This is a genomic window from Serratia sp. FDAARGOS_506 (assembly GCF_003812745.1).
Classification (GTDB): domain Bacteria; phylum Pseudomonadota; class Gammaproteobacteria; order Enterobacterales; family Enterobacteriaceae; genus Serratia.
Genome location: NZ_CP033831.1, coordinates 3,308,965 through 3,333,527 on the forward strand (window position 1 = coordinate 3,308,965; position 24,563 = coordinate 3,333,527).

Consider the following 24,563-nt stretch of genomic DNA (forward strand, 5'->3'; position numbering starts at 1 on the left):
AAAAGGGAACTGTGGTAGACTGCGGCCGATGCGTTGTTCACTCGCGAAACAACCCCTTGCTCAGAGTCAATGTCGTGAAGCTCTCTTCCTACCTTCGGCTGGCCTGCGTGGCGGCCGGCGTGATGGTCTTAACCGGTTGCGGCAGCATCATCAGCCGCACCGTGCCCGGCGCGGGGCATGGCCACCAGTACTATCCCGGCGTGCAGTGGGATTTGCGCGATACGCCCTGGCGTTACGTCACGGTGATAGATGTGCCGCTGTCGATGGTGGTGGACACCTTTATGCTGCCGTTCGATGCGCAGCACGGCCCCTATGAATAAACCTGCTCAGCGGGTGGCGAACACCACCAGCTGATAGCCTTTCTGCCCACAATGGAAAGGCGCCAGCGCCGTCATGCCCAACCCTTGCACGTGGGCGGCCAACGAATGCGGATTGTCGTCGTCGATAAACAGCGCGCCCACGTCGTAGTCATGACTGGTGTGCGCTTTTACGGCGGCGTAGAGGCGTTTCAGCACGCCTTTGCCGCGCCAGGCTGCGTCGAGGCAAACCGGGCCGTAGAGAAACACCCGCTGCTCAGTCAGCGCCCGCCCGGCGAATGACTGCGTGGCGAGCGTCGCCAGCATCGCATCCACCACCGGCGGCCGCGGTTGCACGTCGGCGGGCATCAGGCAAACGAACCCGGCCAGTTGGCCCTCCTGTTTGGCTACTAGTATGCCGATGCCGCGGTTGATCGCCGTCAGCTGCGCCTCATTCATGCGCGATACGATAAATCCCTGTCGTTTTTGGCGCTCGTCGAGCGCTTCCGGCACGTTTTTCCCCTGCAGTTGCAAAATGGCGGGGTAGTCGGTAGGGCGGGCCCGGCGGATAATCATGCTGCCTCCTTGGCGATAAAAACGTGGTGCGGGTTAACGTTCATCCCATTCATCAGCTGCGGCCTGGCCTTCTTCGGTATCCAGCGGCGGCTCGAGCTGGAAGTCGCCTTCTTCCCATTCGTACAGGGTATTTTCGTCTATCCACTCGGCGGTGATCTCCACCTCGTCGTAGTCACCGTCGAATATCGCCTGCGCCGCCGCACCGCTACGCAGCGGCAGGCATTCCACCGCTTCGCCTTCTTCTTCGAAGAATTCGGCCTGCCACATCGTGTCGCCATCCTGCATCACGTACTTTTGCAGATTGAACTGCTGCGGCACCGGCGGTTCGTCATCGCCGCTGCCTTCGGCAGTGTCGATAAACTCTTCACGTGCGGCCTCGATGGCTTCTTCCAGGGTTGCATACAGGCTCATGTTCGCCTCCGTTGACAATGAGAGTAGAGCGCCCGGCGCACTGCCGGTGCGGTGGGATAAACGTCAAAACTAATTGTTGTCTCACTGGCGCAGGATGCAAATTTTTTTGTTGTCCGCTTTGCGACGACGGTTGTCCGCAAAGCGGGAGAAGAGGAGGCGATGGCGGGAAATAATGACGCTATCGTTCACTCAGGTGCCAGGAGAAGCCCATGTTAATCGACCCTTCAAGCAAATACCGACCGTTCCCGCCGGTGACGTTACCGGACCGCCAGTGGCCTTCGCGTATCCTGCGGCAGGCGCCGCGCTGGTGCTCCAGCGATCTGCGCGACGGCAACCAGGCGCTGGCGGAGCCGATGGATAACGCGCGTAAACGCGAATTCTATCAGCTGCTGTTGCAGTGCGGTTTCAAAGAGATCGAAGTGGCTTTCCCTTCGGCGTCGCAAACGGACTTCGATTTTGTGCGCACGCTGATTGACGAGCAACTGATCCCGCACGACGTCAGTATTCAGGTGCTGACGCATTCGCGCGACGATCTGATCGATCGCACCTTCGAGGCGCTGCAGGGAGCGCCGCGGGCTATCGTGCACCTGTACAATGCCACAGCGCCGATGTTTCGCGACATCGTGTTCCGCCAGGATAAGGCCGCAACCGTGGCGCTGGCGGTAAACGGCGCGCGGCGCATTCGCCGGCATTGCGAGGCGCAACCCGATACCGCCTGGTGCTTCGAGTATTCACCGGAAACCTTCTGCTTTACCGAATTAGAGTTCGCGCTGGAGATCTGCGAAGCGGTGGCGGAGATTTGGCAACCGGGGCCGCAGCGGCCGATGATCATTAACCTGCCGGCGACGGTGGAGGTGAGCACGCCCAACGTGTATGCCGATCAGATTGAGTGGTTCTGTCGCCATTTCAGCCGTCGCGCCGATGTGGTTATCAGCGTGCATCCGCATAACGATCGCGGCACCGGCGTGGCCTGTGCGGAACTGGCGCTGTTGGCTGGCGCCGATCGGGTCGAAGGCTGCCTGTTCGGTAACGGAGAGCGTACCGGCAACGTCGATCTGGTCACGCTGGCGTTGAATCTCTATACCCAGGGCGTAGCGCCTGGCCTGGATTTCAGCCGCCTGAAGCAGGTGGTGGAGGTGGTGGAGTTGTGCAATCAGCTGCCGGTGCATCCTCGCCATCCTTACGCCGGCGAGTTGGTGTTTACCGCCTTCTCCGGTTCGCATCAGGATGCGATCAAAAAAGGCTTCGCCGCTCAACTGCAGCGGCAGGACGGTTGGTGGCAGGTACCTTATTTGCCGCTCGATCCCGCCGATGTCGGCTGCAGCTATGAGGCGGTGATCCGGGTCAACAGCCAGTCCGGTAAAAGCGGGGCTGCCTGGTTACTGGAACAAAATCATGGGCTGGCGTTGCCGCGTGGTCTGCAGATTGATTTCAGCCAGGTGGTGCAGCGTGCGACCGACGGTAGCGGGAAGGAAATGAGCGGCGCACAGCTGTGGCGCTTATTCCGCGACACTTACGGGTTGGTTGAGCAGCCGCGTCTGCAACTGCTGAGCTACCAGACGGAAAGTCACGGCGCGGAGGCCTACAGCTTCAACGCGCGAGTCGCCTTTGAGGGAGAGCCGCTGCGCCTGCAGGGCGCCGGCAACGGTCTGCTTTCCAGCGCGGTGGATGCGCTGCGCCAGCGCTTCGGTTTACCGTTGGCGATCGAGGATTACCACGAGCACACGCTGGGGCATCAGAGCGACAGCCGGGCGGTGGCCTATATCCGCTGTACGCTGCCGCAAGGCGAGGCGACCTACGGCGTTGGTATCGACGTTGACTCCGCCAGCGCTTCGCTGCAGGCGCTGTTCAACGTCGCCGGGCGATATCTGGCGTCGGCGCGGTTCGGCTGAAATAGTCGCTGGGCGCGACCCCCAATAACCGGCGGAACATGGCGCTGAATGCGCTGGGGCTGTCATAGCCAAGATCCAGCGCCACTTCCAACACCGAGCGGCCGGTCGCCAGCGCGTTCAACGCCGCCAGCAAACGGGCGCGCCGCACCCAATCGCTAAAATGCAGCCCGGTTTCTCGCTGGAAGCGCCGCGACAGGGTGCGTCCGCTGACGCTAAGGCGATCGGCTGCCTGTTCCAGCGTCCAGGGCTGCGCCAGCGTAGCCTGAATATGGCGGCACAGGGCGAGCAGCGAGGCTTCGCGAGGTTCCGGCAGGTGCAGCGGCAGGATCGGCAGCATCCTCAATTCATCCAGAATCAGTTCCATCACGCGCTCATCGCGCCCGCCGCTTGGGTAGCCGGGCGCAATCTCCATCGCACAGATAATCAGTTCGCGCAGCAGCGGCGAAACCTGCACCACCTGGCATTGGGCCGGCAGATCGGCGCGCGCCAGCGGATCGACGAATAGCGTCCTGGCCGCCACCTGGCCGGTGATACGCAGGCTGTGCACCATTTTCGCCGGTACCCAGACGCCGCGGCCGGGCGGCACAACCCAGCTGCCGAGGCGGGTAGTAACCTGCACCACGCCGCTCAGGCTGTGAATCAGCTGCGCGCAGTTGTGATAGTGATCCGGCTCGCTGTCGCCGTGGCGATAATCTTTGGCCAACGGCCGAACGGGTTGATCGACCGGCAGAACGTCGTGAAACAACAGCATCGTCAGCAACCTCCGCGCGGCAAAAAGGGGAGGACAGCATGCCATGAGGCGTTGTTCCACACCAGCCTGTGGCACGATGCAAGCATATAGTTTATAAAATGATATTATATAATTTTATAAACTGATTGGAGGAGTAATGGATATAGAGGCGATGCGTAAGGCGGCGGCGCAGGCTGGTGCAATGCTGCGCACCTTGGGCAACGAAGATCGGCTGTTGCTGCTGTGTCGGCTCAGCCAGGGTGAGATGGCGGTGAGCGAACTGGCGCAGGCGCTGGATATCCGTCAACCGACGCTATCCCAACAGCTTGCCGTACTGCGAGAGGAGGGGCTGGTCGTCACTCGACGGTCCGGTAAACAGGTTTACTATGCGGTGGCCGATGCCAAAGCGTTGGTGCTGCTCACAACCCTGTATCAACTGTATTGCCCACAGCCGGAGAACCGCGATGACCATTGACTGGCAACACTTCACGCCTTATTCCGCGTTGGCAGGCGGGGCCATCATCGGCGGTGCGGTAGCGCTGCTGTTGCTGTTCAACGGTCGGATCGCCGGCATCAGCGGCATTACCGGCGGCTTATTGAGCGCGGGCGGCCGGGAGCGGGGCTGGCGCGCCGCATTTCTTGGCGGGTTGCTGATTTCCCCCTGGTTGTATGCTGCGGCGGCGGCTTTGCCTTCTGGTGAGATCGCGGCCGGCAGCGGCTGGCTGGCGGTTGCGGGGCTGTTGGTGGGGGTGGGTACCCGATTGTGCAGCGGCTGCACCAGTGGGCACGGCGTGTGCGGCGTCGCGCGGTTGGCGCCACGATCGTTGGCCGCCACGGCGGTATTTATGCTGCTGGGTTTCACGACCGTGTGGCTGATGCGCCACCTGCTGGGAGGTTGAAGATGCTTAAATCCCTGTTGGCACTGTTGAGCGGCGTGATTTTCGGTCTGGGACTGATCGTCGCCGGCATGGCTAATCCTGCTAAGGTGCTGGCGTTTCTCGATATTGCCGGCCGGTGGGACCCTTCGCTGGCGTTGGTGATGGTTGGGGCGATTGCGGTGGCGGCACCAGCCTTTATATGGGCGCGGCGACGCGAGCGGAGCCTGTTGGGGGAACCGCTGCAGATCCCGGCTGCTGAGCGTGTGGATCGCCGTTTGCTGGCGGGCAGCGCGCTGTTCGGCATCGGCTGGGGCATCGCGGGCATTTGTCCTGGCCCAGCCTGGGTATTGGCGGGGGCGGAGATACAGCGTGTATGGCCGTTCCTGCTGGCGATGCTGGCGGGCATGGCGCTGTATGAGATTATCATGAGGAGGAAGCGTTCATGTCGATAGCTAAAGCGGTATTGCGCATCGCGCGCCCGACCGATCGGCTGCAAGAGATTGCTACGCTGTATTGCCGTGGGTTGGGGTTTGAAAGGCTGGGCGAGTTTGTCGATCATCAGGGCTTTGACGGCATTATGATCGGGCATCCGCGGCATGCCTACCATCTGGAGTTCACGCAGCATCGCGGGGTACGGGTCGGACAGGCGCCGACGCAGGATCATCTGCTGGTGTTTTATCTGCCGCAAGAGAACGAATGGCGGGCCGGGTGTGAGCGGATGCGGGCGGCGGGATTCTTATCGGTCGCCGCCTATAATCCCTATTGGGATCGGGCGGGGCAAACTTTTGAAGATCCTGATGGCTATCGGGTGGTATTGCAACATCAGGTTTGGCAGGCATAAAAAAACCGGCGCATCGAGCGCCGGTTTGCGAGATAAAAACGGATTATCCGTCAGGCGTTGGTCGCCGGTTTTTGTGTGCTCTTGGACTGGGTATTTTCCAGCATGCGGCGAATCGGCACGATCAGCACGATCAGCACGGCGGCGCAGATCAGCAATGCTACTGAGCAGCGAGCGAACAGATCCGGCAGCATGTCCAGTTGGTCGGCCTTGACGTGGCCGCCGATCAGGCCGGCTGCCAGGTTGCCCAACGCGCTGGCGCAGAACCACAGCCCCATCATCTGACCGCGCATTCTCTCAGGCGCCAGCAGCGTCATGGTGGCCAAGCCGATCGGGCTCAGACACAGTTCACCCAGCGTCAGCATCAGGATACTGCCCACCAGCCACATCGGCGATACGCCGGCGCCGCCGTTGCTCAGCACATTTTGCGCGGCCAGCATCATCAGGCCGAAACCGCCGGCGGCGCACAGGATACCGATCACAAACTTGGTGATGCTGCTCGGGCGCACGTTATTACGTGCCAGCGCAGGCCAAGCCCAACTGAAGACCGGCGCCAGCAGGATGATGAACAGGGCGTTGATCGACTGGAACCACACCGCCGGGATCTCGAAGCCGCCGACCATGCGATTGGTGTAATCGTTGGCGAACAGGTTGAACGAGGTCGGTTTCTGTTCAAACGCCGACCAGAAGAACGCGGCGGAGATCAGCAGGATGAAGCACACCAGCAGACGTGCGCGCTCTTTGCGGCTCAGACCGGCAAAGGCGAACAGGTAGATGAAATACAGGGTGACCGACGCGGCGATCACGTATACCAGCACGCTGGCTACCTCAACCGGGTTGATCACGATGGTGCCTTGGGCGATCAGTACGATGACTGCCACCAGGATGGCCGCCAATGCCAGTAACCAGGCGCCGACGCCTTTTTTCTTTGTGACCGGGCTGTTCCAGGTAGAGTCCAGGCCCACTTCGCGGTCATAGCGTTTCATCGCCGGTACGGCAAATACCCGGAAGATCACCAGCGCTACCAGCATCCCGATACCGCCGATGCCGAAGCCCCAGTGCCAACCGTGTGACTTGATCAGCCAGCCGGAGATCAGCGGAGCGATAAAGGAACCGATGTTGATGCCCATATAGAACAGCGAGAAACCGCCGTCACGGCGCGCATCGCCTTTCTTGTACAGCGTGCCGACCATCACCGAGATACAGGTCTTGAACAGGCCGGAACCGAGCACGATGAACATCAGGCCGATGAAGAACAGGTTGGTACCCATCACCGCGGACAGGGCGATCGACAGGTGGCCGAGGGCGATCAGGATCGAACCGTACCAAACGGCCTTGCGCTGGCCGAGCCAGTTGTCCGCCAGCCAGCCACCCGGCAGCGCCGCCAGGTACATGCTGCCGGCGAAAATGCCGACGATAGCCGACGCGTTCTCACGCGCCAGACCCAGGCCGCCGTCGTACACGGTGGCGGCCATAAACAGGATCAGCAGCGGACGGATGCCGTAGAACGAAAAGCGTTCCCACATTTCGGTGAAGAACAGAGAACCCAGCGGATAGGGATGGCCGAAGAAGGTCCGGCTTTCTGACTTATTGACAGAGGATTGCATAACGATTTCCCAATAAAAAGGCGCTGCATGGCTGCAGCCCGTACTGTGGTTGTATGTGTATTTAATGAAGGCGATCCGCCCAATGCGGATTACCCGACAAAACCGCGGCTGCAACGCTGATAAACCGTGGAAAGCGTGCTGACCTTTTCTTCACTTGGCCGATGGTTCACATCTGGCGTGATATTATTTAACCATTTGATAACTGGTCGTTGGTTTTGTCTAGTACCTGTATCCCATTTTTTAGACGAAAAGTCGACAAGCATCTCCTTTTCTGGTTTTTCTGTTGGTTGTTGCAGGAATATGATTGACAGCGGGTTTTATGCGCTAAAAGTTAATTAATTGTTGATAAACAAAGTGTTGAAGTAAGAATGTTCCGAGCGAGGCGAAAATTCACAGGCCCGAAGGAAGCATTATTAAAAGTAGGGGAAACGCGCCGTTGATCCGGCCAATCGCGGAAACTGGTGATAAATGCAGCTATTGTTCTTCCTGCAGCGTATCTTCCCGCATGTAGCCCGGCCGCCGCCGCAGGCACCACCAAGAATAACCGGCATTGAACAGCACCACTAAAGCGGTGACGCAGAAGACTGCGCGAAAACCGTAGCCGGCGGAGACCGCGGCGCCAAGCAACGGGCCGGTGACGTTGCCGACGTCGCGGAACGATTGGTTGTAGCTGAAAATTCGGCCGGCCACCTGATTGGTGCAGTTGTAAATCAGCAGCGTCTGTACCGCCGGCAGCAGCGCGCCGTCGGCCGCCCCCAGCAGGAAACGCAGTACGCCGAGCTGCCACGGCGTTTGCACGAACGCCATCGGGATCAGCAGCAGCACCGAAAAAATCAGCATACATACCAGAATACGCTCCGGGCCGATGCGATCGCCCAGCTTGCCCAGCCGGGGGGCGCTCATCAATGCCGCGATGCCGGGTACAGAGGCGATCAGCCCGCTGATAAACGCCAGGTTATGGGTGGCGCCGGCCAGATCGCGCACATACAGCGTCAGGATTGGTGCAATCGAGCCGGTGGCGATCTGAATGATCATGGTGGTGACGAACAGGCTGAGCACCAGTTTCGGGTTTTTCAGCGAGGCGAACACTTGCCGTGCGTGCAACATGTCGCGTTTTTGCACCGGGGTGAATTGCTCTTTGACATACAGCAGCGTCAGCACGAAGCAAACGAACAGCACCGCAGCGGTGATGTAAAACACCGGGCGCAGGCCGTACAGATCGGCCAGCAGGCCGCCGATTAGCGGGCCAATCAGCGCACCGCCTACGCCACCGGTAGACAGGGTGCCGAGCGCCCAGCCGCTGCGGTTGCGTGGCACCTGGGTGGCGATCAGCGCGTTGGCGTTGGGTATGAACCCGCCGAGCAGGCCCAGCACCGCTCGCAGAGCGAGAAACTGCCAGACCGTTTGCGCCATGCCCATCAGCACCATGACGATCGCCATGCCCAGCGCTGAGCGCAGCAACATCAGTTTACGGCCGCGTCGGTCGGCCAGGGCGCCCCAGAACGGCGCGGCGATAGCGGAAAACAGAAAGGTAATGCTGAACAGCAGACCGGACCACATATTGAGCGCCTGATGGCCGGTTACACCCAGCGTCTCTACGTACAGCGGCAAAAACGGCATTACCAGGCTGAAGGCGGCGCCGGTGAGAAAACATCCTACCCAGGCGACGAAAAGGTTGCGTTTCCAGTTAACGGGTTCTGCTGCCGAAGCCATAAATGTCCACTGCCGAAAGGTGACGCGTTTTGCCGGCGGCAAGATGAAGGGGCAAAACGTGAAAGTTAGCCTGATAAGTATGCGCCGCCAGCGCGGCGACGGCAAACGAGGGGACAAGGATTGGGCAAAAAATGAAATAAAGTTTTAAAAAAGACGTTTAAACCTTATTCCGCGCTTAGCGCGCGGAATTTACAGCGTTTTATAGTCCGGCCAGCGCCTCGAAACCGGCGGCGGTGGTGGTGGCGCTAAAGTCGGTGACCTCGTAGTGGGCCACGGCGTTGAAGGGATCTTCGGCCAGGATGGCATCCAGCCGCGCGCGGTCAATACCCTTGGCCAGGATCACGCCGCCGGTGCGGGGATTCTTGCGACCGGAAGCGACGAAGGTGCCGTCCTGAAAATATTTCTTCAACCAGGCGATGTGCCCGTCAAGGTGGCTGTCGACTTCGGCGATCGGGCGGTGGTAGGTCAGGCTGACAATGTACATAACGACTCCGGGATGGGCGGCAAAGGCTTTACCATCCCACCCTCGTCATCGATTCTCAAGAGACGCGCAATAAAAAACCCGCCGGCGGCGGGTTTGCTTTATCAGTAGAGCGAAGGCTCGCCTTCCGGACGGGTCTTGAAGCGGCGATGCAGCCACATGTATTGGTCAGGTGCCATCAGGATTTCTTTTTCCACCACTTTATTCATGAAGGCGGCAGCCTCGAGTTCGTTATCCAGCGGGAAGTCCTCCACCGCCGGTTGCATGATCAGCTCATAACCTTTGCCGTCCGGCAGGCGGCGCGGGGTGAACGGAATGATCGCCGGTTTTCCCATCCGTACCAGCACGTAGCTGCCGGTGGTGGTGGCGGCTTTATCCACCGCGAACAGCGGCACGAAGACGCTGCTGCGCGGGCCGTAGTCATGATCCGGCGCATACCAGATGATATCGCCCTGTTTCAGGGCGCGGATCATGCCTTTGACATCTTTGCGATCCAGCATCGACTTATTGGAACGCATGCGCCCCCAGGTTTGCAGCCAGTCCATCAGCTTGTTGTCGTGCGGGCGGTAAACGCCGATGCCGGGGTTGTGAATGCCGAAGATGCGCGCGCCCAGCTCCAGCGTTAAAAAGTGCAGGCCAATCAGCAGCACGCCCTGATGGTTGTCGCGCGCTTTTTGGATGTGCTCCAGGCCGCTGACCTTGAACCAGCGTTCGATGCGCCAGTTAGGCCAGAACCACGCCATGCCGGTCTCAAACAGCCCCATGCCGACCGATTCGAAATTCTTTACCACCAGCGCATCGCGTTCGGCCTGCGGCATGTCGGGAAAACAGAGCTCAAGGTTGCGTTGGGCGATAGCGACGCGACGCTTGAGAAAGCGCATGGCAAACCGCCCGATCGAGGTGCCGAGCCAGTAGATGACGGGGTAAGGCAGCAACACCAGCAGATACAGCAAGCCGATGCCAACCCAGGTCAGCCAATAGCGTGGGTGCAATAAGGAGCGATTGAAAGTAGGAACTTGAGTCATGGGTTCTCTGTTTGAATACGGTTGTTTAAGTGTAATGACAGAGTCATAGCATGGTCTGGCGGCCGGGTGAGTTCGGCCGCAAGGTTCGTTTCTGCCGTTTGTTTGCGACTATTGTGGCATTTTTCTGGCGCTCCGGGAAAACACAACGCATTAAAATCCCCTTTTCGGCGTTAAATATGCATCAGGTGCCGGATTTTTCCACAATATTTCCGCTAAAGAACAACGGCGATATCATGGCCGGGGCATTATTCAGGAGTCACCGTGTAGGCATTATGGCGGGGCTGCGCGGCGGCGGTTTTTCGGGTATCATGTGCGCCGCGCGCGGGCCGGCAGGCGGCGCGCGATAATCAGTCACCTCCCGAAAGACAGGAAAGTACACCATGCCAGTGTTACATAACCGAATTTCTAACGAGGAACTGAAGGCGCGCATGCTGGCGGAAACCGAGCCTCGCACCACAGTTTCTTTTTACAAATACTTCTCCATCGACGATCCCAAAGCGTTTCGCGACAGCCTGTACGTTCAGTTCGAAAAACTGAAGGTGTTCGGCCGCATCTACGTGGCGAAAGAGGGCATCAACGCGCAGATCAGCGTGCCGCAGCATCACTTCGACGCGTTCAAAGCCGCGCTGTTCGCCTCGCACCCGGCGCTTGATCAGGTTCGCCTGAACATCGCGCTGGAAGATGATGGCAAATCCTTCTGGGTGCTGCGCCTCAAGGTGCGCGAGCGCATCGTGGCCGACGGCATCGATGACGAGAGCTTTGATCCGAGCAACGTCGGCGAGTATCTGCAGGCCGATCGCGTCAATCAGATGATCGACGATCCGAATACGGTGTTCGTCGATATGCGCAACCACTATGAGTATGAGGTCGGTCACTTCGAAAACGCCATCGAGGTGCCGTCGGATACCTTCCGCGATCAGCTGCCGATGGCGGTGGAGATGCTGCAGGACAGTAAAGACAAAAACATCGTCATGTACTGCACCGGTGGCATTCGCTGTGAAAAAGCCAGCGCCTATATGCTGCACAACGGCTTTAAAAACATCTACCACGTGGAAGGCGGGATCATCGAGTACACCCGCAAAGCGAAAGAGCAGGGGTTGCCGCTGAAGTTTATCGGCAAAAACTTCGTGTTCGATGAGCGCATGGGCGAGCGCATCTCCGACGATGTGATCGCCAACTGCCACCAATGTGGTGCGCCGTGCGACACCCACACCAACTGTAAGAACGACGGCTGCCATCTGCTGTTCATTCAGTGCCCGAGCTGCGCCGCCAAGTTTGAAGGGTGCTGCAGCGAGATTTGCCGCGAAGAGCTGAAGCTGCCGCGCGAAGAGCAGCGCGCGCGCCGTGCCGGCCGTGAAAACGGCGTCAAGATCTTCAATAAGTCGAAAGGCTTGTTGCAGACCACGATGCACATTCCGGCACCGGAAGAAGAAGGCCCAGCCCGCTGAGCCTGAGGAAATCAGAAGCCCGGCCGCCAAGCCGGGCTTTTTTTTATTTCTCGCGTACGCCTTCTACGGAGATGATCAGCTCAACGTCTTGCGACGCCGGGCCCAGATCGGTGGTGATGCCGAAATCTTTCAGCTTGATCTTGCCATTGGCTTCAAAGCCGGCGCGGTAGCCGCCCCACGGATCGTTGCCCTGGCCAATCAGTTTGGCGTCCAGCGTAACCGGCTTGGTCACGCCGTTCAGCGTCAGGTTACCGACCACTGCATAACCGTCGCCGCTTTTCTTCACTTCGGTGGATTCAAACTTGGCCTGCTTGTTCTTCTCTACGTTGAGGAACTCGGCGCTGCGCAGGTGCTTGTCGCGTTCGGCGTGGTTGGTGTCGACGCTGGCGGTATTGATGGTCACGCTCACCTTGTCCTTGGACGGATCTTTTTCGTCGAAGGTGAAGCCGCCGTCGAAGTCTTTAAAGCTGCCGTACAGCCAGCTGTAGCCCAGGTGCTGGATGCGGAATTCGATAAAGGCGTGCTGGCCCTGTTTGTCGATCTTGTAGTCCGCCGCCAGTGCGGAACCGGCGCTCAGCAACAGGGCGCCTGCGGTCAGGCCCAATACGGTCTTTTTCAACATAGCAATCTCCATAAATCCAAAGGTTAATCGGCGCTGCTACCCAGCATCCGTTTCAAAGTGACATCACGATCGATAAAGTGATGTTTAAGCGCGGCCAGCCCGTGCAGTACCGAGAGCACTACCACGGCCCAGGCCAGGTAAAGGTGAATGGCGCCGGCGGTATCGGCTTGCTCGGCCATGCCGGTCACGGTGGCGGGCACGTCGAACCAGCCGAACACGCTGATCGGTTGGCCGTCGGCGGTCGAGATCAAATAGCCGCTGATCAGAATGCCGAACAGCACGGCATACAGAGCCAGATGCGCGAGAATGGCGCTGACGCGAGTGAGGCGGCCATAGCTGGCCAGAGGCTTGGGCGGCGGCGAGACAAAGCGCCAGATCACACGGATCACCATGACGATGAACAGCAGTGCGCCGATGCTTTTGTGTATCTCCGGCGCCTGGTGGTACCAGACGTCGTAATAGCCCAGCGTGACCATCCACAGGCCGAGTGCGAACATGCCGTACACCGTCAGCGCCACCAGCCAGTGAATCAACACTGACACATGGCCGAAACGATCGGCGGTATTTTTCCAGAGCATCCTGTTTCCTTCGATTACCGATTGGCTGGCTGCAATAATTAAACTTTAGGAAACATAAAATCAATAATAAATTTAACTATGTTACTTCTTAGAAATATTAGTCAGTGAATTTGTTTGAGATGTTCGGAGTTAGTCAGATAAATCGTTGAAGATGATATTATTTCTTTCACGTGACGATTATGCTAGTTGTTGAAAATTAGGATTATTATCTATTAATGTCAGCTTTTGTCATTTTACGTAAATCGCCCATGGATTGCTCAGTGGGATTATTTGTTGGCAAAGGTTATGCCTATTTCTCGCGGCGAAGAGCAGGGAGGAAAGATTAATCTTTTCGAACGATTACGCTAAATCCTCTGCGGCGTGCCGGCGGATTTTGCTACCATTAGCGCCAAGAGGCGGCTCTGTGGGGGCCGGTTAACCCAGTGAAATAACAAGGAAACGTGATGGGCCGAACCCGTGTAACAGACAGCAGCCTGCGTTTGGCCGTTCTGCTGGCGATGTTGGTGATCATTCTGGCCGGGGTGAAAGCCGCCGCCGACATCGTGGTGCCGTTTTTACTCGCAGTCTTCCTCGCTATGGTGCTGAATCCGCTGGTGGCGATGCTGGAGCGCAAGCGAATACCGCGCATCGTCGGGGTGACGCTGCTGGTGACGGCGGTGATCGTGGTCGTGATGCTGCTTATCGGCATGCTGGGCGCTTCGCTCAATGAGTTCGCTCGTTCGTTGCCGCAGTACCGCGGCATGATGATCGAGAAGCTGCGCGAGCTGCAGCATTACGCCGATCGTTTCAATATCAGCCTCTCCAGCGAAGCGATGCTGCAGTATGTCGATCCCAGTGCGGCGATGAATCTGGTTACCCGTATGCTGGGGCACCTGTCTGGTGCCATGACCAACGTCTTCCTGCTGCTGATGACCGTGGTGTTTATGCTGTTCGAAGTGCAGCTGTTGCCTTACAAGCTGCAACAGGCGCTGGATAAGCCGAATGAAGGCCTCGCCGCGATGCGGCGGGCGCTGGAGGGCGTGACGCGCTATCTGGTGATTAAAACCATCATCAGCCTGGCCACCGGGGTGATCGTTTGGATTTTCCTGGCGGCGGTCGGCGTGCGCTTCGCCTTTATCTGGGGGCTGCTGGCGTTTTTGCTCAACTACATTCCCAATATCGGCTCGGTGTTGGCCGCTATTCCGCCGCTGATTCAGGCGTTGCTGTTCAACGGCCTGGGCGATGCGCTGGTGGTGGCCGGCGGCTTTATCGCTGTCAACATGGTGATCGGCAATATCCTCGAACCGCGGGTGATGGGGCGTGGGCTGGGGTTGTCGACGCTGGTGGTGTTCCTGTCGCTGATCTTTTGGGGCTGGCTGCTGGGCCCGGTGGGCATGTTGCTGTCGGTGCCGCTGACGATCGTGGCGCGCATCGCGCTGGAAACCACCGAGGGCGGCTATCGGCTGGCGGTTATCCTGGGCGACGGCCGCCCGCCGCGCCAGCCTCCGGCGTCGCCGGAGTGAGGAAGATCTTGCCGTTCACACCGGGCTGCGCAGCGTGTTGCAGAGCAGCTGCGTACTGTTGCAAAGGGTAAATCGCGGCGGGCGGGCGCAGCACCAGCTGGCCGCGCCGCAGCAGCTGGAATAGCTGATAAAACGCTGTTTGCCACTGTGCCGGCGCCGCCTGCGCATTCCATTTGCGCAGGTGGAACAGTGAAGCGCGCAGCTTCAATTCGTCCACCACGCGCCGCCAATCCACCTGGCGGCCACCCAGCAGGCCCAGCGCCACAAAATCGCCGCCGGCGCGAACCGCCCGCGCCAGCTGCAATCCCTCTTCGCCGCCGATGCAGTCGATAGCGGCGCGGGCGCCAAAATTAGTCATTTCCACCAGCTGCGGCGCTTCGATAACGCGCCAGGCGCCGGCGGCCAGTAACGCCGGGCGATGAGCGGCATTGCGCACCACGACCGCCAGACGAATGCCGCGCAGCGCCGTCAGCTGCGCCAACAGTAGGCTAACGGCGGAGCCGCCGCCGTTGAGCAGCAGCACGTCGCCGGCGTTGAGCGGCAGCCATTGCGTCAGCAGCACCCAGCAGGTGAGCGGGTTGATATAGATTTGCGCCGCGCCGGCGTCGTCGATGTCGTCCGGCACCCAGACCACCCGTTCTTCAGGCAACGTGACGAAGGTTTGCCAGCTGCCGTCACCTGCTACCGCCAGCGCGCGTCGGCCGGTCGAGCGTCCGCTTTGCGGATCGACGATGACGCCCACGCCCTCATAGCCCGGCACCTGCGGCAGGGCGATGCGGTGCGCGTATTGGCCGTGAATCGGGATCAGGTCGGAAGGGTTGATCGGGGCATACCGCATCTGCAGCAGCAACCGGCCGGGGCGCAGCGGCGGCCTGCTCATCTGCTGCAGCGCCAGCACCTGGGCGGGATCGCCGAAGCGGCTGAAGCTCAATCGGGGAAATGACGACGGCATGGGTTACATCACGAAGAAAAAATAGACATCCAGCGCCAGCAGCACCAGCCACAGACAAAGATACAGCACCAGGTGCTCACGCACGTTGTTGACGATAGCCGCCAGTATTCGGTTTAACATTTCAGCCGCCTGAAGAGAAGGACCCTTGATTATAGTCCTTTTCTCGGCGTCTTTTACAGCACGCCGCGCGTGAGCGCTGGAAGAGTGGCGATAAAAAAGCCTGCGTTATCGCAGGCTTGATGTTATACCGCCAGCAGCGCCAGCGGCGTCGAATTTGTTGGCGTGCTCGGCGGGTAGAAATAGCGCAGCACGTTATACAGCGAGTAGAACTCCAGCCGGTTGCGTGCGTTGATCTTCTCCGTGATATGGCGCTTGTGCACGTACACCGTATGCGAGCTGATCTGCAGCTTTTTCGCGATGCGGTAGTTGGGCATCTCCGCCATCCAATATTTCATCACCGTCAGTTCCTGCGGGCTGAACAGGGAACGCTCTTCGCCGTCATCGGCCAGCGCCATCGGATTTTCGCGCAGCATGCGTAAGGTGAGCGGCAGAATGCTTTTATTGAACAGAAACGCGTTATCGGCGATGCGCATTGGCGTTTCGCTGTAAGGGTAAGGCGTATCGAGATAGATAAACAGCAAGGCAGATTGACTGGCTTCCATAAACGCCAGCAGTTGTGCGTCCGCTTCGTTATAGCGGCACTGGTTGCTGAGGTTCACCAGAATGTGGCTCGGCTGAAAGCTGGCCAACAGCGGCGTAGCGTACTCAATGCTGTGGCAGCACTTGATCGTCGTAATCCCACTATCAGCAAAGTAGCTGGCTATACCGACCCGGGTGAAGCAGCATTCGTCCACGACAAGTAGTTTCATGGTGACGTCCTTGTTGAAAGCCGATGGAGCATATCTTCTGTAAAATAGGACTTACACTGCAAGTGTTCAATTCGGAAATTCAACTGCTGAATACAAGAAATTTCCGTTATCATATTTTTTATTTGGTATTTAAAAGAGTTAGCAGGTTAATAAATTGTAACCGTCAGATTTCGCTACCCAAGTCACTAGAAGAACCGAAGCAGCGAAATCCTTCGCTTAGCTAAATCGCTTCAAACCAAAGCTGGAAACGTCGACCGGCGGCGCCTTGTCCTGTGCGAACAGCGCCGCAATCTCGCCCAACGCACTGGCGAACTTGAAGCCGTGGCCGCTCAATCCGCTGATGACCATCAGGCGCTCGCACTCCGGCAGGGTATCGATAATAAAGTCTTCGTCGGGGCTCATATCATAGCTGCAGGCTTCCCCGTGTAAACATACGCCTACACCCGGTAAAAACTGCCGCAGGAAGGTGAAGACTTCCGTGCCGTCGCTGGCATTGCTGCCGAAAGGTTTTCGCTGCTCGGGGGCATCCATCGGCTGGCCACCGTCGTGTTTTCCTACTTTCAGGCCGTCGTTATCCGCCGGGAAACCGTAATAGTGCGTGCCATCCTGCGCTTCGACGGTAAAGGCCGGGAAGCGATTGTTCACGCTGTAGCGGCCGTCCGCCTGATGCCAGGAGAATACCTTGCGCAATGGCGTAATCGGCAGCTGCGGCAACAGCGCTTTCACCCAGGTGCCGGCGGTGACCACGGCTTTTCGCGCCGTGAAACGTCCTTCGTCGGTAACGACTTCAACGCCGCCATCGATAGGCTTCACCGCGCTGACCGGGCAGTTGAACAACTGGCTGCAGCCGGCCTCTTTCGCCAGCTTGATCAGGCAGGCTACCGCCAACTCGGAGCGCAGGAAGCCTGCGTCCGGCTCGAATACGCCGACGTAACCTTCAGGTGCACGGAATTCCGGCCAGCGTTGGGCGATCTGTTCGGCGCTGAGGGTTTGCGCATTCAGGCGGAATTTTTGCGCGCTCTGTTGCGCATTGCGAATGAATTCGGACTGCTGTGGCCCCAGATTGAGCACGCCGCACGACTGAAACAATTCCTCGCCGGATTGCTGAATCAGCGCATTCCACAACGCCTGCGCGCGCAGCACCAGCGGCACGTACTTTTCGCCTTCGCCGTAAGCGTGGCGGATAATGCGGGTATCGCCGTGATGGCTGCCGTTGCGGTGCGGGGGAATGGCGCTGTCGATCATCAGCACTTTCAAACCTGCCCGAGTAGCGTAATAACCTGCCGCCGCGCCGACTGAACCGCTGCCCACCACAATCAAATCATATTCCACGTGACCACCCTCTCTGATAGCGATTTCTTATCGCCCCATGATAAAAGGTTGGCGAGCGCAATGCACTGATTGAACGGCGAAAGGCAAAGAAAAAGGCGCCGAGGATGGGGCGCGGCGCCTTAGGGGTTAGGGGACGATGAATCAATGTTTTCTGCGATCAAGATCCTGGTAATCCGTAGCTTCAATCTTGGCGATGCCGGCCTCTAAGATATTGATTAATTGACGGGCGACATCTGTGGTCAGCCAAAGCGTTCTGTCAACTTGGGCTTCTTCGGGCGTTTGGTCTAGTGAAGACAGGTAATGAAGGCGTATCATCATGGCGTCGTAAACGTCGACAGTGCTGATATCCCAACCGACAAGCGGGTGCGTCTGAATTACTTCATCATTTCTGTCCATAAAGACCCCTTATTGAGTAGTAACTACCGTGAGTGACTAACGAGGATCAATGCGGCTCATCATCATGAGAGCAATTACAGTATACGCATCCGCTTTCATCGGTGGAGGGGGTTGGCACCGAAATTTGCAAAATAAATATTTATTTGAACAATTATTCTACAAATCTGTATGCGGATTTGTGGATGAATAAAGCGCAGCGCGTTATTCCACGCCGGCCGGCGGTGGTGAACCGTGCAGGCATTTTTCCAGCTCCTCGGCCAAATGGGCGAAATGTTTCTGCGTTTCGGCGTCGCGGTTTTGGCTGTGCGACTCAAGCTTCAGGCTGTGGATCAGCCGTTGGTTAGCTTTGTCATCCAGGCTGAAAGCCAGATAAGAGAAAGCCACTTCCAGTACGTTCAAGCGCCTTTTCTGATCGGCAATCAGCGCCAGCAATTCGCCAAACGTCATTGCGTCTTCGGATTTCACCTTGTCCGGGGCCATGCTTACTCCTTTGCGTTAAATACAGCGCTGAGGCAGATTTTGTTCCAGAGTAAGGGTAAGCGATGAACGGACAGGGCGCCAGAAACAAAAAAGCCGGAGAGCGACCCCCGGCAAAAACAGCATTGCAGTGTTATTCTGCGCTGAACCATTCGTCCGCGCTTTCCCAGGTTTCCTGAAGGATTTCCTCGATCAGATCCCGGTCGGTTTTTGCGCCCCCCAGCACGGAGAGCCCGTTGGCGCCGGCATAACGTACGTGCACGACGGCGTCTGGAAACTGGCGATTGACCCGTTTGCCCAGTTCGCCGGTCAGCGCCTCAATGGCGCCCGCCGGCAGCGGCCGGGTTTTATCTATAGTGACTTCAACACGCATAATTGCCCCCGAAGCGATTTACTGGTTATTTATACAGTCAGTAGAGCGCGGGGGCAAGAGGGTGAAGAAAAAATATCAGTTTTTCAGCGACCAATTCAGGGTTTCACCGGCCAGGAAGGGGATCACGGATTCATTGCCCAGGGCGATCTCTTCCGGTTGGGTGGTCGGCACACGTTGCAGCTCGATGAAGTCTTCGTTGAGCTGCAGGCCATAGAAGCGTGGGCCGTTGAGCGAGCAAAAGGCCTCAAGGTGCTCCAGCGCACCGAGCTGTTCGAACACGGCAGCGTAAGCCGGGATGGCATTCGGCGCGTTGAAGCAGCCGGCGCAGCCACAGCTGGACTCTTTGCGGTGCTTGAGGTGCGGTGCGGAGTCAGTGCCGAGGAAGAAACGATCCGAGCCGCTGGCGACCGCCTGACGCAGCGCTTCCTGATGGACATTGCGCTTGAGGATCGGCAGGCAGAACAGATGTGGGCGAATGCCGCCGACCAGCATGTGGTTGCGGTTGAACATCAGGTGCTGCGGGGTGATGGTGGCGCCGAGGAAACGATTGCCTGCCTGCACGTATTGTGCCGCTTCTTTGGTGGTGATGTGCTCGAAGACGATCTTCAACTCCGGGAACTGGCGGCGGATAGGTTCCATCACCTGTTCGATAAAGCGCGCCTCGCGGTCGAAAATATCGACGGCAGGATCGGTCACTTCACCGTGGATCAGCAGCGGCATGCCGATTTTTTGCATCTGTTCGAACAGCGGGTAAATGCCGGTTACGTCGCTGACGCCGTGGCTGGAGTTGGTCGTAGCGTTGGCCGGGTACAGTTTGGCGGCGGTAAACACCCCTTGCTCGAAGCCGTTGACCAGTTCACTGGCAGCCAGAGAGTTGGTCAGGTAGCAGGTCATCAGCGGAGTGAAGTTGTGACCCTGCGGAACCGCTGCCAGAATACGATCGCGGTAGGCGCGCGCGGCGGCCACGGTCGTTACGGGCGGAACCAGGTTCGGCATCACGATCGCCCGGCCAAATACCTGGCTGGTATAGGGCACCACCGTTTTCAGCATTTCATCGTCACGCAGGTGGATATGCCAGTCGTCTGGGCGGCGGATTTTCAGAACTTGAGGTTGTGCGGTCATCTAGCTAGGCTCCGGCGGTCAAATACGTCTAATGAAAGCGAATAATGGGTTTATTCACGCCGGGGTGTAAGGATAAGCGGAAAGTGCCTGAGATGCATCTGTTTGTTGGCGACAAGTTGAAATCAATAGGGCGGCGGGCGCATAGTGACAGAGATTTCAACGATGCCGACGCCAATACCGTCGACCTTCATCAAGTGGAAAGGGAGAAAGCAATGGAAGTACGCGTTATCGCCACCCTGCAAGCGAAAGCGGGATTTGAAGCCGCTGTCAGCGACGCGGTGCACGACATTATCGAGCCGAGCCGCCAAGAGTTGGGCAACCTGCAATACGATTTGCATCGCGATCTGGAACAACCGGGCGTCTTCGTGTTCTTTGAGCGTTGGGCCAGCAGTGAAGCGTTGGATAAGCATAATGAGACGGCGCATTTTCAGCAGTTCGTCAGCCGGCTTGACGGCAAGTTGGATGCTCTGGACATCAAAAGGCTGAAGAAGATCGCCTGAGCTTTTTTGCAGGTAAGAAAAAACCCGCCGATGGCGGGTTTTTTTAGGGCTGCAGATTAACTCATTCGTTAACCGGCTGCGGCTTGGTAGCCGGCGCGGTCGCCTGGCTTACCGCCGAGTGGCCTCCGGCGGAACCTTTGCCTTCAAAGTTGAAGGAAGGGCGCTGCCAGTCGCTGTGCTTGCGTTCTTCCGGCACGTAGGCCGGCGCAGGCGCTTTGGTCATCGGCGCAGTGGCGATGTGCTTGTACAGCACGTCCTGCATGGCTTTCACCGGTGCCGGTTGCTGAGCAACCACAGGCGCAGGTTCCGCGGCGATTGGCGCAGAGGCTTTTTCGACCGGAGCGGCTTCTACGGCGGCTGCAGTAGGCACGGCTTCTACCGGCGTAGCATCGACCTCAGGGGCGTCTTCCACCGGTTTAGCTTCAACCACAGGCTCTGCTTCGACGGTTTCAGCTACCGGCTCGGCTTCCACTGCCGGGGCTGTCTCTTCCACTTTCGGTTCTTCAACTGCGGCAGGTGCCGATGCAGCTTCCACCGGTGTAGGGATTTCCTCGGCCGGGGCGGCAACGACAGGCGCTACGGCTGCTGCTTCTTCCGTTACGGTGACGGCCGCAGTTTCAACGGCGGCTTCTGGTGCCGGCGCGTTGACGCTGGCCGCAGCCTGAGTTTCTTCTACGGCAACGCTGTGCTGTTCAACCGCTGCGGCGACAACCGGTGCCGCTGCCTGTTCTACGACTTCGGTCTGCACTTCGGCTTCTTCAACCTGAACAACCGGGTAGCTGACCCAGACTTTGCCCGACGCCATTTCCGGCGAAGCGAACGCGCCCGCCAGCGGCATTGGGGATTGCAGCGGGTAACGCTCATCACGGTAACGACGGCGACGTTGGCCGCTGACGCGCAGGTGACGCGGTGAACGACGGGAACGACGCGGCATGCCTTCGCCGTTGCCGCGATTTTCGCCCTGGGCATCGTCTTCCGGCTGTGCAGCAACGGTTTCCGGCAGCAGTTTGACGCTGTCGTCGGCAGCCGGCTGCGCGTTTTCGGCTTTGGTCACCGGCGCTTTCGGCGCCAGCAGCTCTTCCGCTGCACGCTGCAACTCTTCTTCCGCGGACAGGATGCGCACTTTCTGCGTCAACGTGCGGCGTTGGCGGCGCTGCATGTTCTGCTGCTGGCGTTCTTCCTGCTCTTCGTCCGTGCTCTCGACCGTTTCAACGCTTTCCAGCGCTTTCACTTCCTGCTGAGCCTGACGCTTCTCTTCCTGACGACGACGCTGGCGTTCAGCACGTTGCTCACGACGCTGTTGCTGATCTTCGCGCGGCGCCTTGGCGCTTTCTTCCGCGGCGGTTTCCTCCGCTACCGGCGCGTTTTGCTGCTGGTTGCGGCGATTACGGCGCTGTTCATCGCGGGATTCACGCGATTCACGGCCTTCGCGGTTCTCACGCGGCTCACGGTTGTCGCGCTCACGATTGTCACGGCCTTCACCGCGTTCTTTACGCTCGCCGCGTTCCGGGCGGTCGCCGCGCTCACCGCGCTCTCTGCGGCCGGTGCCTTGGCGGCGCTGACCACGACGATCCTGACGACGGTTTTCACCGTTGCCTTCCGCCTTCGGCGTCTCGGCCGGTTTGGCTTCTTCGACGGCAGGTTGTTCTTCGCCGGCAAACAGGCTCTTCAGACCACCGAACAGGCGACCCAGGAAGCCCGGCTTGGCAGCGGCGGGCGCTACAGCTTTAGCCTTGGCGGCGGCAGCGGCAGGTTTGGCCACGGCGACGGGCTCTTCAGCCGGCGGCGGTGCATCGGCTGACAGGGAGAAGGAGGCCAGGGCCGGTTGCTCCGGACGCTTGCGTTCCATCGGCGCATCTTCCAGCGGACGCTCCATGTCTTCTTCGTGCAGCTTCGGCAGCAGGTAGCTGAGGGTCGAGGTTTCCTCGCCCTTGCGCACACGCAGCACCGAGTAGTGCGGGGTTTGCATTTCATCGTTAGGCACGATGACGGCTTTCACGCCACCCTGACGTTTTTCGATCGCGCTGACGGATTCACGCTTTTCGTTCAGCAGGTACGAAGCGACCTGAACCGGTACGATAGCGTGAACTTCTTTGGTGTTTTCCTTCAGCGCTTCTTCTTCAATCAGGCGCAGGATGGACAATGCCAGCGATTCGTTGTCGCGGATGGTGCCGGTGCCGTTACAGCGTGGGCACACGTGGTGGCTGGACTCGCCCAGCGACGGGCTGAGACGCTGACGCGACATTTCCAGCAGGCCGAAACGGGAAATGCGGCCGATCTGGATACGCGCGCGGTCTTGGCGCACGGCGTCGCGCAGGCGGTTTTCCACTTCGCGCTGATGGCGAACCGGCGTCATGTCGATGAAATCGATGACGATCAGGCCACCGAGGTCACGCAGGCGCAGCTGGCGAGCAATCTCGTCTGCCGCTTCCAGGTTGGTGTTGAACGCTGTCTCTTCGATGTCGCCGCCGCGGGTTGCGCGGGCGGAGTTGATGTCGATGGCGGTCAGCGCTTCGGTGCTGTCGATGACGATCGAGCCGCCGGACGGCAGGCGCACTTCGCGCTGGAAGGCGGATTCGATCTGCGATTCGATCTGGTAGTGGCTGAACAGAGGGATTTCACCGCTGTACAGTTTGATTTTGCTGCTGAAATCCGGGCGGCCCAGCGCAGCGATGTGCTCTTTGGCCAGATCAAGAATTTTCGGGTTGTCGATCAGGATTTCGCCGATGTCCGGGCGCAGGTAATCGCGGAAGGCGCGCACGATAACGTTGCTTTCCTGGTGGATCAGGAACGGCGCAGGGCGGCCTTCAGCGGCTTTTTTGATCGCTTCCCAGTGCTTGAGGCGGAAGGAGAGATCCCACTGCAGCGCGTCGGCGGATTTGCCTACGCCCGCAGTGCGAACGATCAGGCCCATGCCGTCCGGCAGTTGCAGCGAGGAGAGCGCTTCTTTCAGCTCGGTGCGATCGTCACCCTCGATGCGGCGAGAAATACCGCCGGCACGCGGGTTGTTCGGCATCAACACCAGATAGCTGCCCGCCAGGCTGATGAAGGTGGTCAAGGCGGCGCCTTTGTTGCCACGTTCTTCTTTGTCTACCTGAACGATGACTTCCTGGCCTTCGCGCAGCACATCTTTGATGTTCGGGCGGCCATGGGAAGAGTAATTGCTAGGGAAGTATTCGCGGGCGATTTCTTTAAGGGGGAGGAAACCATGTCGTTCTGCGCCGTAGTCCACGAACGCTGCTTCAAGACTTGGTTCAATGCGGGTGATTTTGCCTTTGTAAATATTCGCTTTTTTCTGCTCATGACCCGGACTTTCGATATCCAAATCATACAGCCGCTGTCCATCTACGAGGGCAACACGCAACTCTTCCTGCTGAGTTGCGTTAATCAACATTCTTTTCATCTTAACTTACTCGTTATTTTTTACATTATCGACAAAGCTGCGGGCAAAATAACCTCATGGCCGGAGTTAAACCGAAAGCCCCGTGTCTTCTCGCAAAGCCGTCAACCTCACGGTTGTCGCCTGCATAGGGGCGCATTATCTCGGTAAGCCTGCATTTCTTTGTGAAAGGCAGCACTTTTACTAGGGGAATAGCCTCTGATTTACGTCGACAGATCTGATTCCATTTGCCGGCCAAGCTGCAACCCGCAGCCCGCTAATTGTTTGATTTCGCATTACGTCTTACGCCATTGCTGCGTTTTTGCGCGATCAGACAAATTTTATAATTCCACCGTTTTCCCTGTTTGACGAGAATCAACGCGGAAAGTGACTGCATTATTCCACTGCTGATGCCGTTATAGCAAGGTGACTTTTCCTTAACTGCGGAAGAAATCGCAAACGTTCAAATCGGCTTGCTGCCTTATTGTCCGCTGGGGTTTCGCCCGCTGTCAGAGAGACAGTTAAGCACAGAAAAAGATGTGGCGCTATTCACGCGCTCTATTTAG

Annotated in this window: 28 protein-coding genes; 10 read left to right on the forward strand and 18 right to left on the reverse strand. The window is 58.5% G+C overall.

The features are described 5' to 3' along the window. Window positions 1-122: 122 nt before the first annotated feature. Entirely contained in the window at window positions 123-320 is a 198-nt protein-coding gene (locus tag EGY12_RS16030) for a YceK/YidQ family lipoprotein (protein ID WP_046688460.1), read from the forward strand. Between the two features lie 6 nt (window positions 321-326). Here EGY12_RS16030 and EGY12_RS16035 read toward each other — a convergent pair whose 3' ends face one another. Both EGY12_RS16035 and EGY12_RS16040 read right to left on the reverse strand, forming a co-directional pair. After that, complete coding sequence (locus EGY12_RS16035) at window positions 327-872, reverse strand: GNAT family N-acetyltransferase (protein WP_123894584.1); 546 nt, start codon at window positions 870-872, stop codon at window positions 327-329. Between the two features lie 33 nt (window positions 873-905). Continuing rightward, a complete protein-coding gene (locus tag EGY12_RS16040) occupies window positions 906-1,283 on the reverse strand; it encodes a MysB family protein (protein WP_049199441.1) in 378 nt (125 codons plus the stop codon). A gap of 209 nt (window positions 1,284-1,492) precedes the next feature. Here EGY12_RS16040 and leuA point away from each other — a divergent pair, with 209 nt between their 5' ends. Further along, complete coding sequence (gene leuA / locus EGY12_RS16045; RefSeq protein ID WP_123894585.1) at window positions 1,493-3,175, forward strand: 2-isopropylmalate synthase; 1,683 nt, start codon at window positions 1,493-1,495, stop codon at window positions 3,173-3,175. On the opposite strand, the gene EGY12_RS16050 is transcribed toward leuA, so the two are convergent. Next, entirely contained in the window at window positions 3,132-3,926 is a 795-nt protein-coding gene (locus EGY12_RS16050; RefSeq protein ID WP_123894586.1) for a helix-turn-helix transcriptional regulator, read from the reverse strand. The genes leuA and EGY12_RS16050 overlap by 44 nt on opposite strands. Before the next feature lie 136 nt (window positions 3,927-4,062). Here EGY12_RS16050 and EGY12_RS16055 point away from each other — a divergent pair, with 136 nt between their 5' ends. Genes EGY12_RS16055 through EGY12_RS16070 form a run of 4 tightly spaced genes read left to right on the forward strand, consistent with a single transcriptional unit; the run spans window position 4,063 to window position 5,624 of the window. Then, window positions 4,063-4,380 (forward strand): helix-turn-helix transcriptional regulator, encoded by a 318-nt coding sequence (locus EGY12_RS16055; protein WP_123894587.1) that lies wholly within the window; start codon window positions 4,063-4,065, stop codon window positions 4,378-4,380. Beyond that, the gene (locus EGY12_RS16060) at window positions 4,370-4,804 is read left to right on the forward strand and encodes a YeeE/YedE family protein (protein ID WP_123894588.1); all 435 of its coding nucleotides are present in this window, start codon (window positions 4,370-4,372) and stop codon (window positions 4,802-4,804) included. The genes EGY12_RS16055 and EGY12_RS16060 overlap by 11 nt, the downstream gene beginning before the upstream one ends. Window positions 4,805-4,806: 2 nt before the next feature. Next, entirely contained in the window at window positions 4,807-5,235 is a 429-nt protein-coding gene (locus tag EGY12_RS16065; protein ID WP_123894589.1) for a YeeE/YedE family protein, read from the forward strand. Continuing rightward, window positions 5,226-5,624 (forward strand): VOC family protein, encoded by a 399-nt coding sequence (locus EGY12_RS16070; protein ID WP_123894590.1) that lies wholly within the window; start codon window positions 5,226-5,228, stop codon window positions 5,622-5,624. Before EGY12_RS16065 ends, EGY12_RS16070 begins: the two co-directional genes overlap by 10 nt. Before the next feature lie 50 nt (window positions 5,625-5,674). On the opposite strand, the gene EGY12_RS16075 is transcribed toward EGY12_RS16070, so the two are convergent. The 4 genes from EGY12_RS16075 to EGY12_RS16090 form a co-directional block, all read right to left on the reverse strand. Beyond that, entirely contained in the window at window positions 5,675-7,228 is a 1,554-nt protein-coding gene (locus EGY12_RS16075; protein WP_123894591.1) for a peptide MFS transporter, read from the reverse strand. Window positions 7,229-7,702: 474 nt separating this feature from the next. Beyond that, on the reverse strand, window positions 7,703-8,941 hold the full coding sequence (gene mdtG / locus EGY12_RS16080) for a multidrug efflux MFS transporter MdtG (protein WP_123894592.1): 1,239 nt from the start codon (window positions 8,939-8,941) through the stop codon (window positions 7,703-7,705). A 199-nt stretch (window positions 8,942-9,140) separates the two neighbouring features. Beyond that, entirely contained in the window at window positions 9,141-9,425 is a 285-nt protein-coding gene (locus EGY12_RS16085; protein ID WP_123894593.1) for a YciI family protein, read from the reverse strand. Between the two features lie 101 nt (window positions 9,426-9,526). Next, entirely contained in the window at window positions 9,527-10,447 is a 921-nt protein-coding gene (locus EGY12_RS16090; RefSeq protein WP_123894594.1) for a Kdo(2)-lipid IV(A) acyltransferase, read from the reverse strand. A gap of 50 nt (window positions 10,448-10,497) precedes the next feature. Between EGY12_RS16090 and EGY12_RS16095 the strand changes: the two genes are divergently transcribed. After that, entirely contained in the window at window positions 10,498-10,794 is a 297-nt protein-coding gene (locus EGY12_RS16095) for a hypothetical protein (RefSeq protein WP_123894595.1), read from the forward strand. A 33-nt stretch (window positions 10,795-10,827) separates the two neighbouring features. Then, window positions 10,828-11,895: a rhodanese-related sulfurtransferase gene (locus tag EGY12_RS16100; protein WP_033640754.1), complete on the forward strand. Its 1,068-nt coding sequence runs from the start codon at window positions 10,828-10,830 to the stop codon at window positions 11,893-11,895. 43 nt (window positions 11,896-11,938) lie between these two features. Here EGY12_RS16100 and EGY12_RS16105 read toward each other — a convergent pair whose 3' ends face one another. Both EGY12_RS16105 and EGY12_RS16110 read right to left on the reverse strand, forming a co-directional pair. Further along, on the reverse strand, window positions 11,939-12,517 hold the full coding sequence (locus EGY12_RS16105) for a YceI family protein (RefSeq protein ID WP_123894596.1): 579 nt from the start codon (window positions 12,515-12,517) through the stop codon (window positions 11,939-11,941). Between the two features lie 23 nt (window positions 12,518-12,540). After that, a complete protein-coding gene (locus EGY12_RS16110) occupies window positions 12,541-13,095 on the reverse strand; it encodes a cytochrome b (protein ID WP_033646456.1) in 555 nt (184 codons plus the stop codon). A gap of 443 nt (window positions 13,096-13,538) precedes the next feature. Between EGY12_RS16110 and EGY12_RS16115 the strand changes: the two genes are divergently transcribed. Continuing rightward, window positions 13,539-14,597 (forward strand): AI-2E family transporter, encoded by a 1,059-nt coding sequence (locus EGY12_RS16115; protein ID WP_123894597.1) that lies wholly within the window; start codon window positions 13,539-13,541, stop codon window positions 14,595-14,597. Here the strand turns inward: EGY12_RS16115 and EGY12_RS16120 are convergent. The 8 genes from EGY12_RS16120 to pyrC form a co-directional block, all read right to left on the reverse strand. Then, the gene (locus EGY12_RS16120; RefSeq protein WP_123894598.1) at window positions 14,545-15,549 is read right to left on the reverse strand and encodes a zinc-dependent alcohol dehydrogenase family protein; all 1,005 of its coding nucleotides are present in this window, start codon (window positions 15,547-15,549) and stop codon (window positions 14,545-14,547) included. The two genes, EGY12_RS16115 and EGY12_RS16120, sit on opposite strands and share 53 nt — an antisense overlap. A 3-nt stretch (window positions 15,550-15,552) precedes the next feature. Next, window positions 15,553-15,669, reverse strand: coding sequence for a DUF2770 family protein (locus EGY12_RS16125; protein WP_004927822.1), 117 nt, complete (start codon window positions 15,667-15,669; stop codon window positions 15,553-15,555). Window positions 15,670-15,791: 122 nt separating this feature from the next. Continuing rightward, a complete protein-coding gene (locus tag EGY12_RS16130) occupies window positions 15,792-16,418 on the reverse strand; it encodes a LuxR C-terminal-related transcriptional regulator (protein WP_123894599.1) in 627 nt (208 codons plus the stop codon). Between the two features lie 216 nt (window positions 16,419-16,634). After that, window positions 16,635-17,750: an N-methyl-L-tryptophan oxidase gene (gene solA / locus EGY12_RS16135; protein WP_123894600.1), complete on the reverse strand. Its 1,116-nt coding sequence runs from the start codon at window positions 17,748-17,750 to the stop codon at window positions 16,635-16,637. Window positions 17,751-17,891: 141 nt separating this feature from the next. Next, entirely contained in the window at window positions 17,892-18,146 is a 255-nt protein-coding gene (gene bssS / locus EGY12_RS16140) for a biofilm formation regulator BssS (protein ID WP_004927812.1), read from the reverse strand. 201 nt (window positions 18,147-18,347) lie between these two features. After that, a complete protein-coding gene (locus tag EGY12_RS16145; RefSeq protein ID WP_123894601.1) occupies window positions 18,348-18,626 on the reverse strand; it encodes a hypothetical protein in 279 nt (92 codons plus the stop codon). Window positions 18,627-18,756: 130 nt separating this feature from the next. After that, window positions 18,757-18,996, reverse strand: a complete 240-nt coding sequence (gene dinI, locus EGY12_RS16150) for a DNA damage-inducible protein I (protein WP_015377444.1) — start codon at window positions 18,994-18,996, stop codon at window positions 18,757-18,759. A 75-nt stretch (window positions 18,997-19,071) separates the two neighbouring features. Then, on the reverse strand, window positions 19,072-20,118 hold the full coding sequence (gene pyrC, locus EGY12_RS16155; protein ID WP_123894602.1) for a dihydroorotase: 1,047 nt from the start codon (window positions 20,116-20,118) through the stop codon (window positions 19,072-19,074). A 212-nt stretch (window positions 20,119-20,330) separates the two neighbouring features. On the opposite strand from pyrC, the gene EGY12_RS16160 reads away from it, so the two are divergent. Further along, entirely contained in the window at window positions 20,331-20,618 is a 288-nt protein-coding gene (locus EGY12_RS16160) for a putative quinol monooxygenase (RefSeq protein WP_123894603.1), read from the forward strand. 61 nt (window positions 20,619-20,679) lie between these two features. Here EGY12_RS16160 and rne read toward each other — a convergent pair whose 3' ends face one another. Further along, window positions 20,680-24,021: a ribonuclease E gene (rne, locus tag EGY12_RS16165; RefSeq protein WP_123894604.1), complete on the reverse strand. Its 3,342-nt coding sequence runs from the start codon at window positions 24,019-24,021 to the stop codon at window positions 20,680-20,682. Window positions 24,022-24,563: the final 542 nt, after the last annotated feature.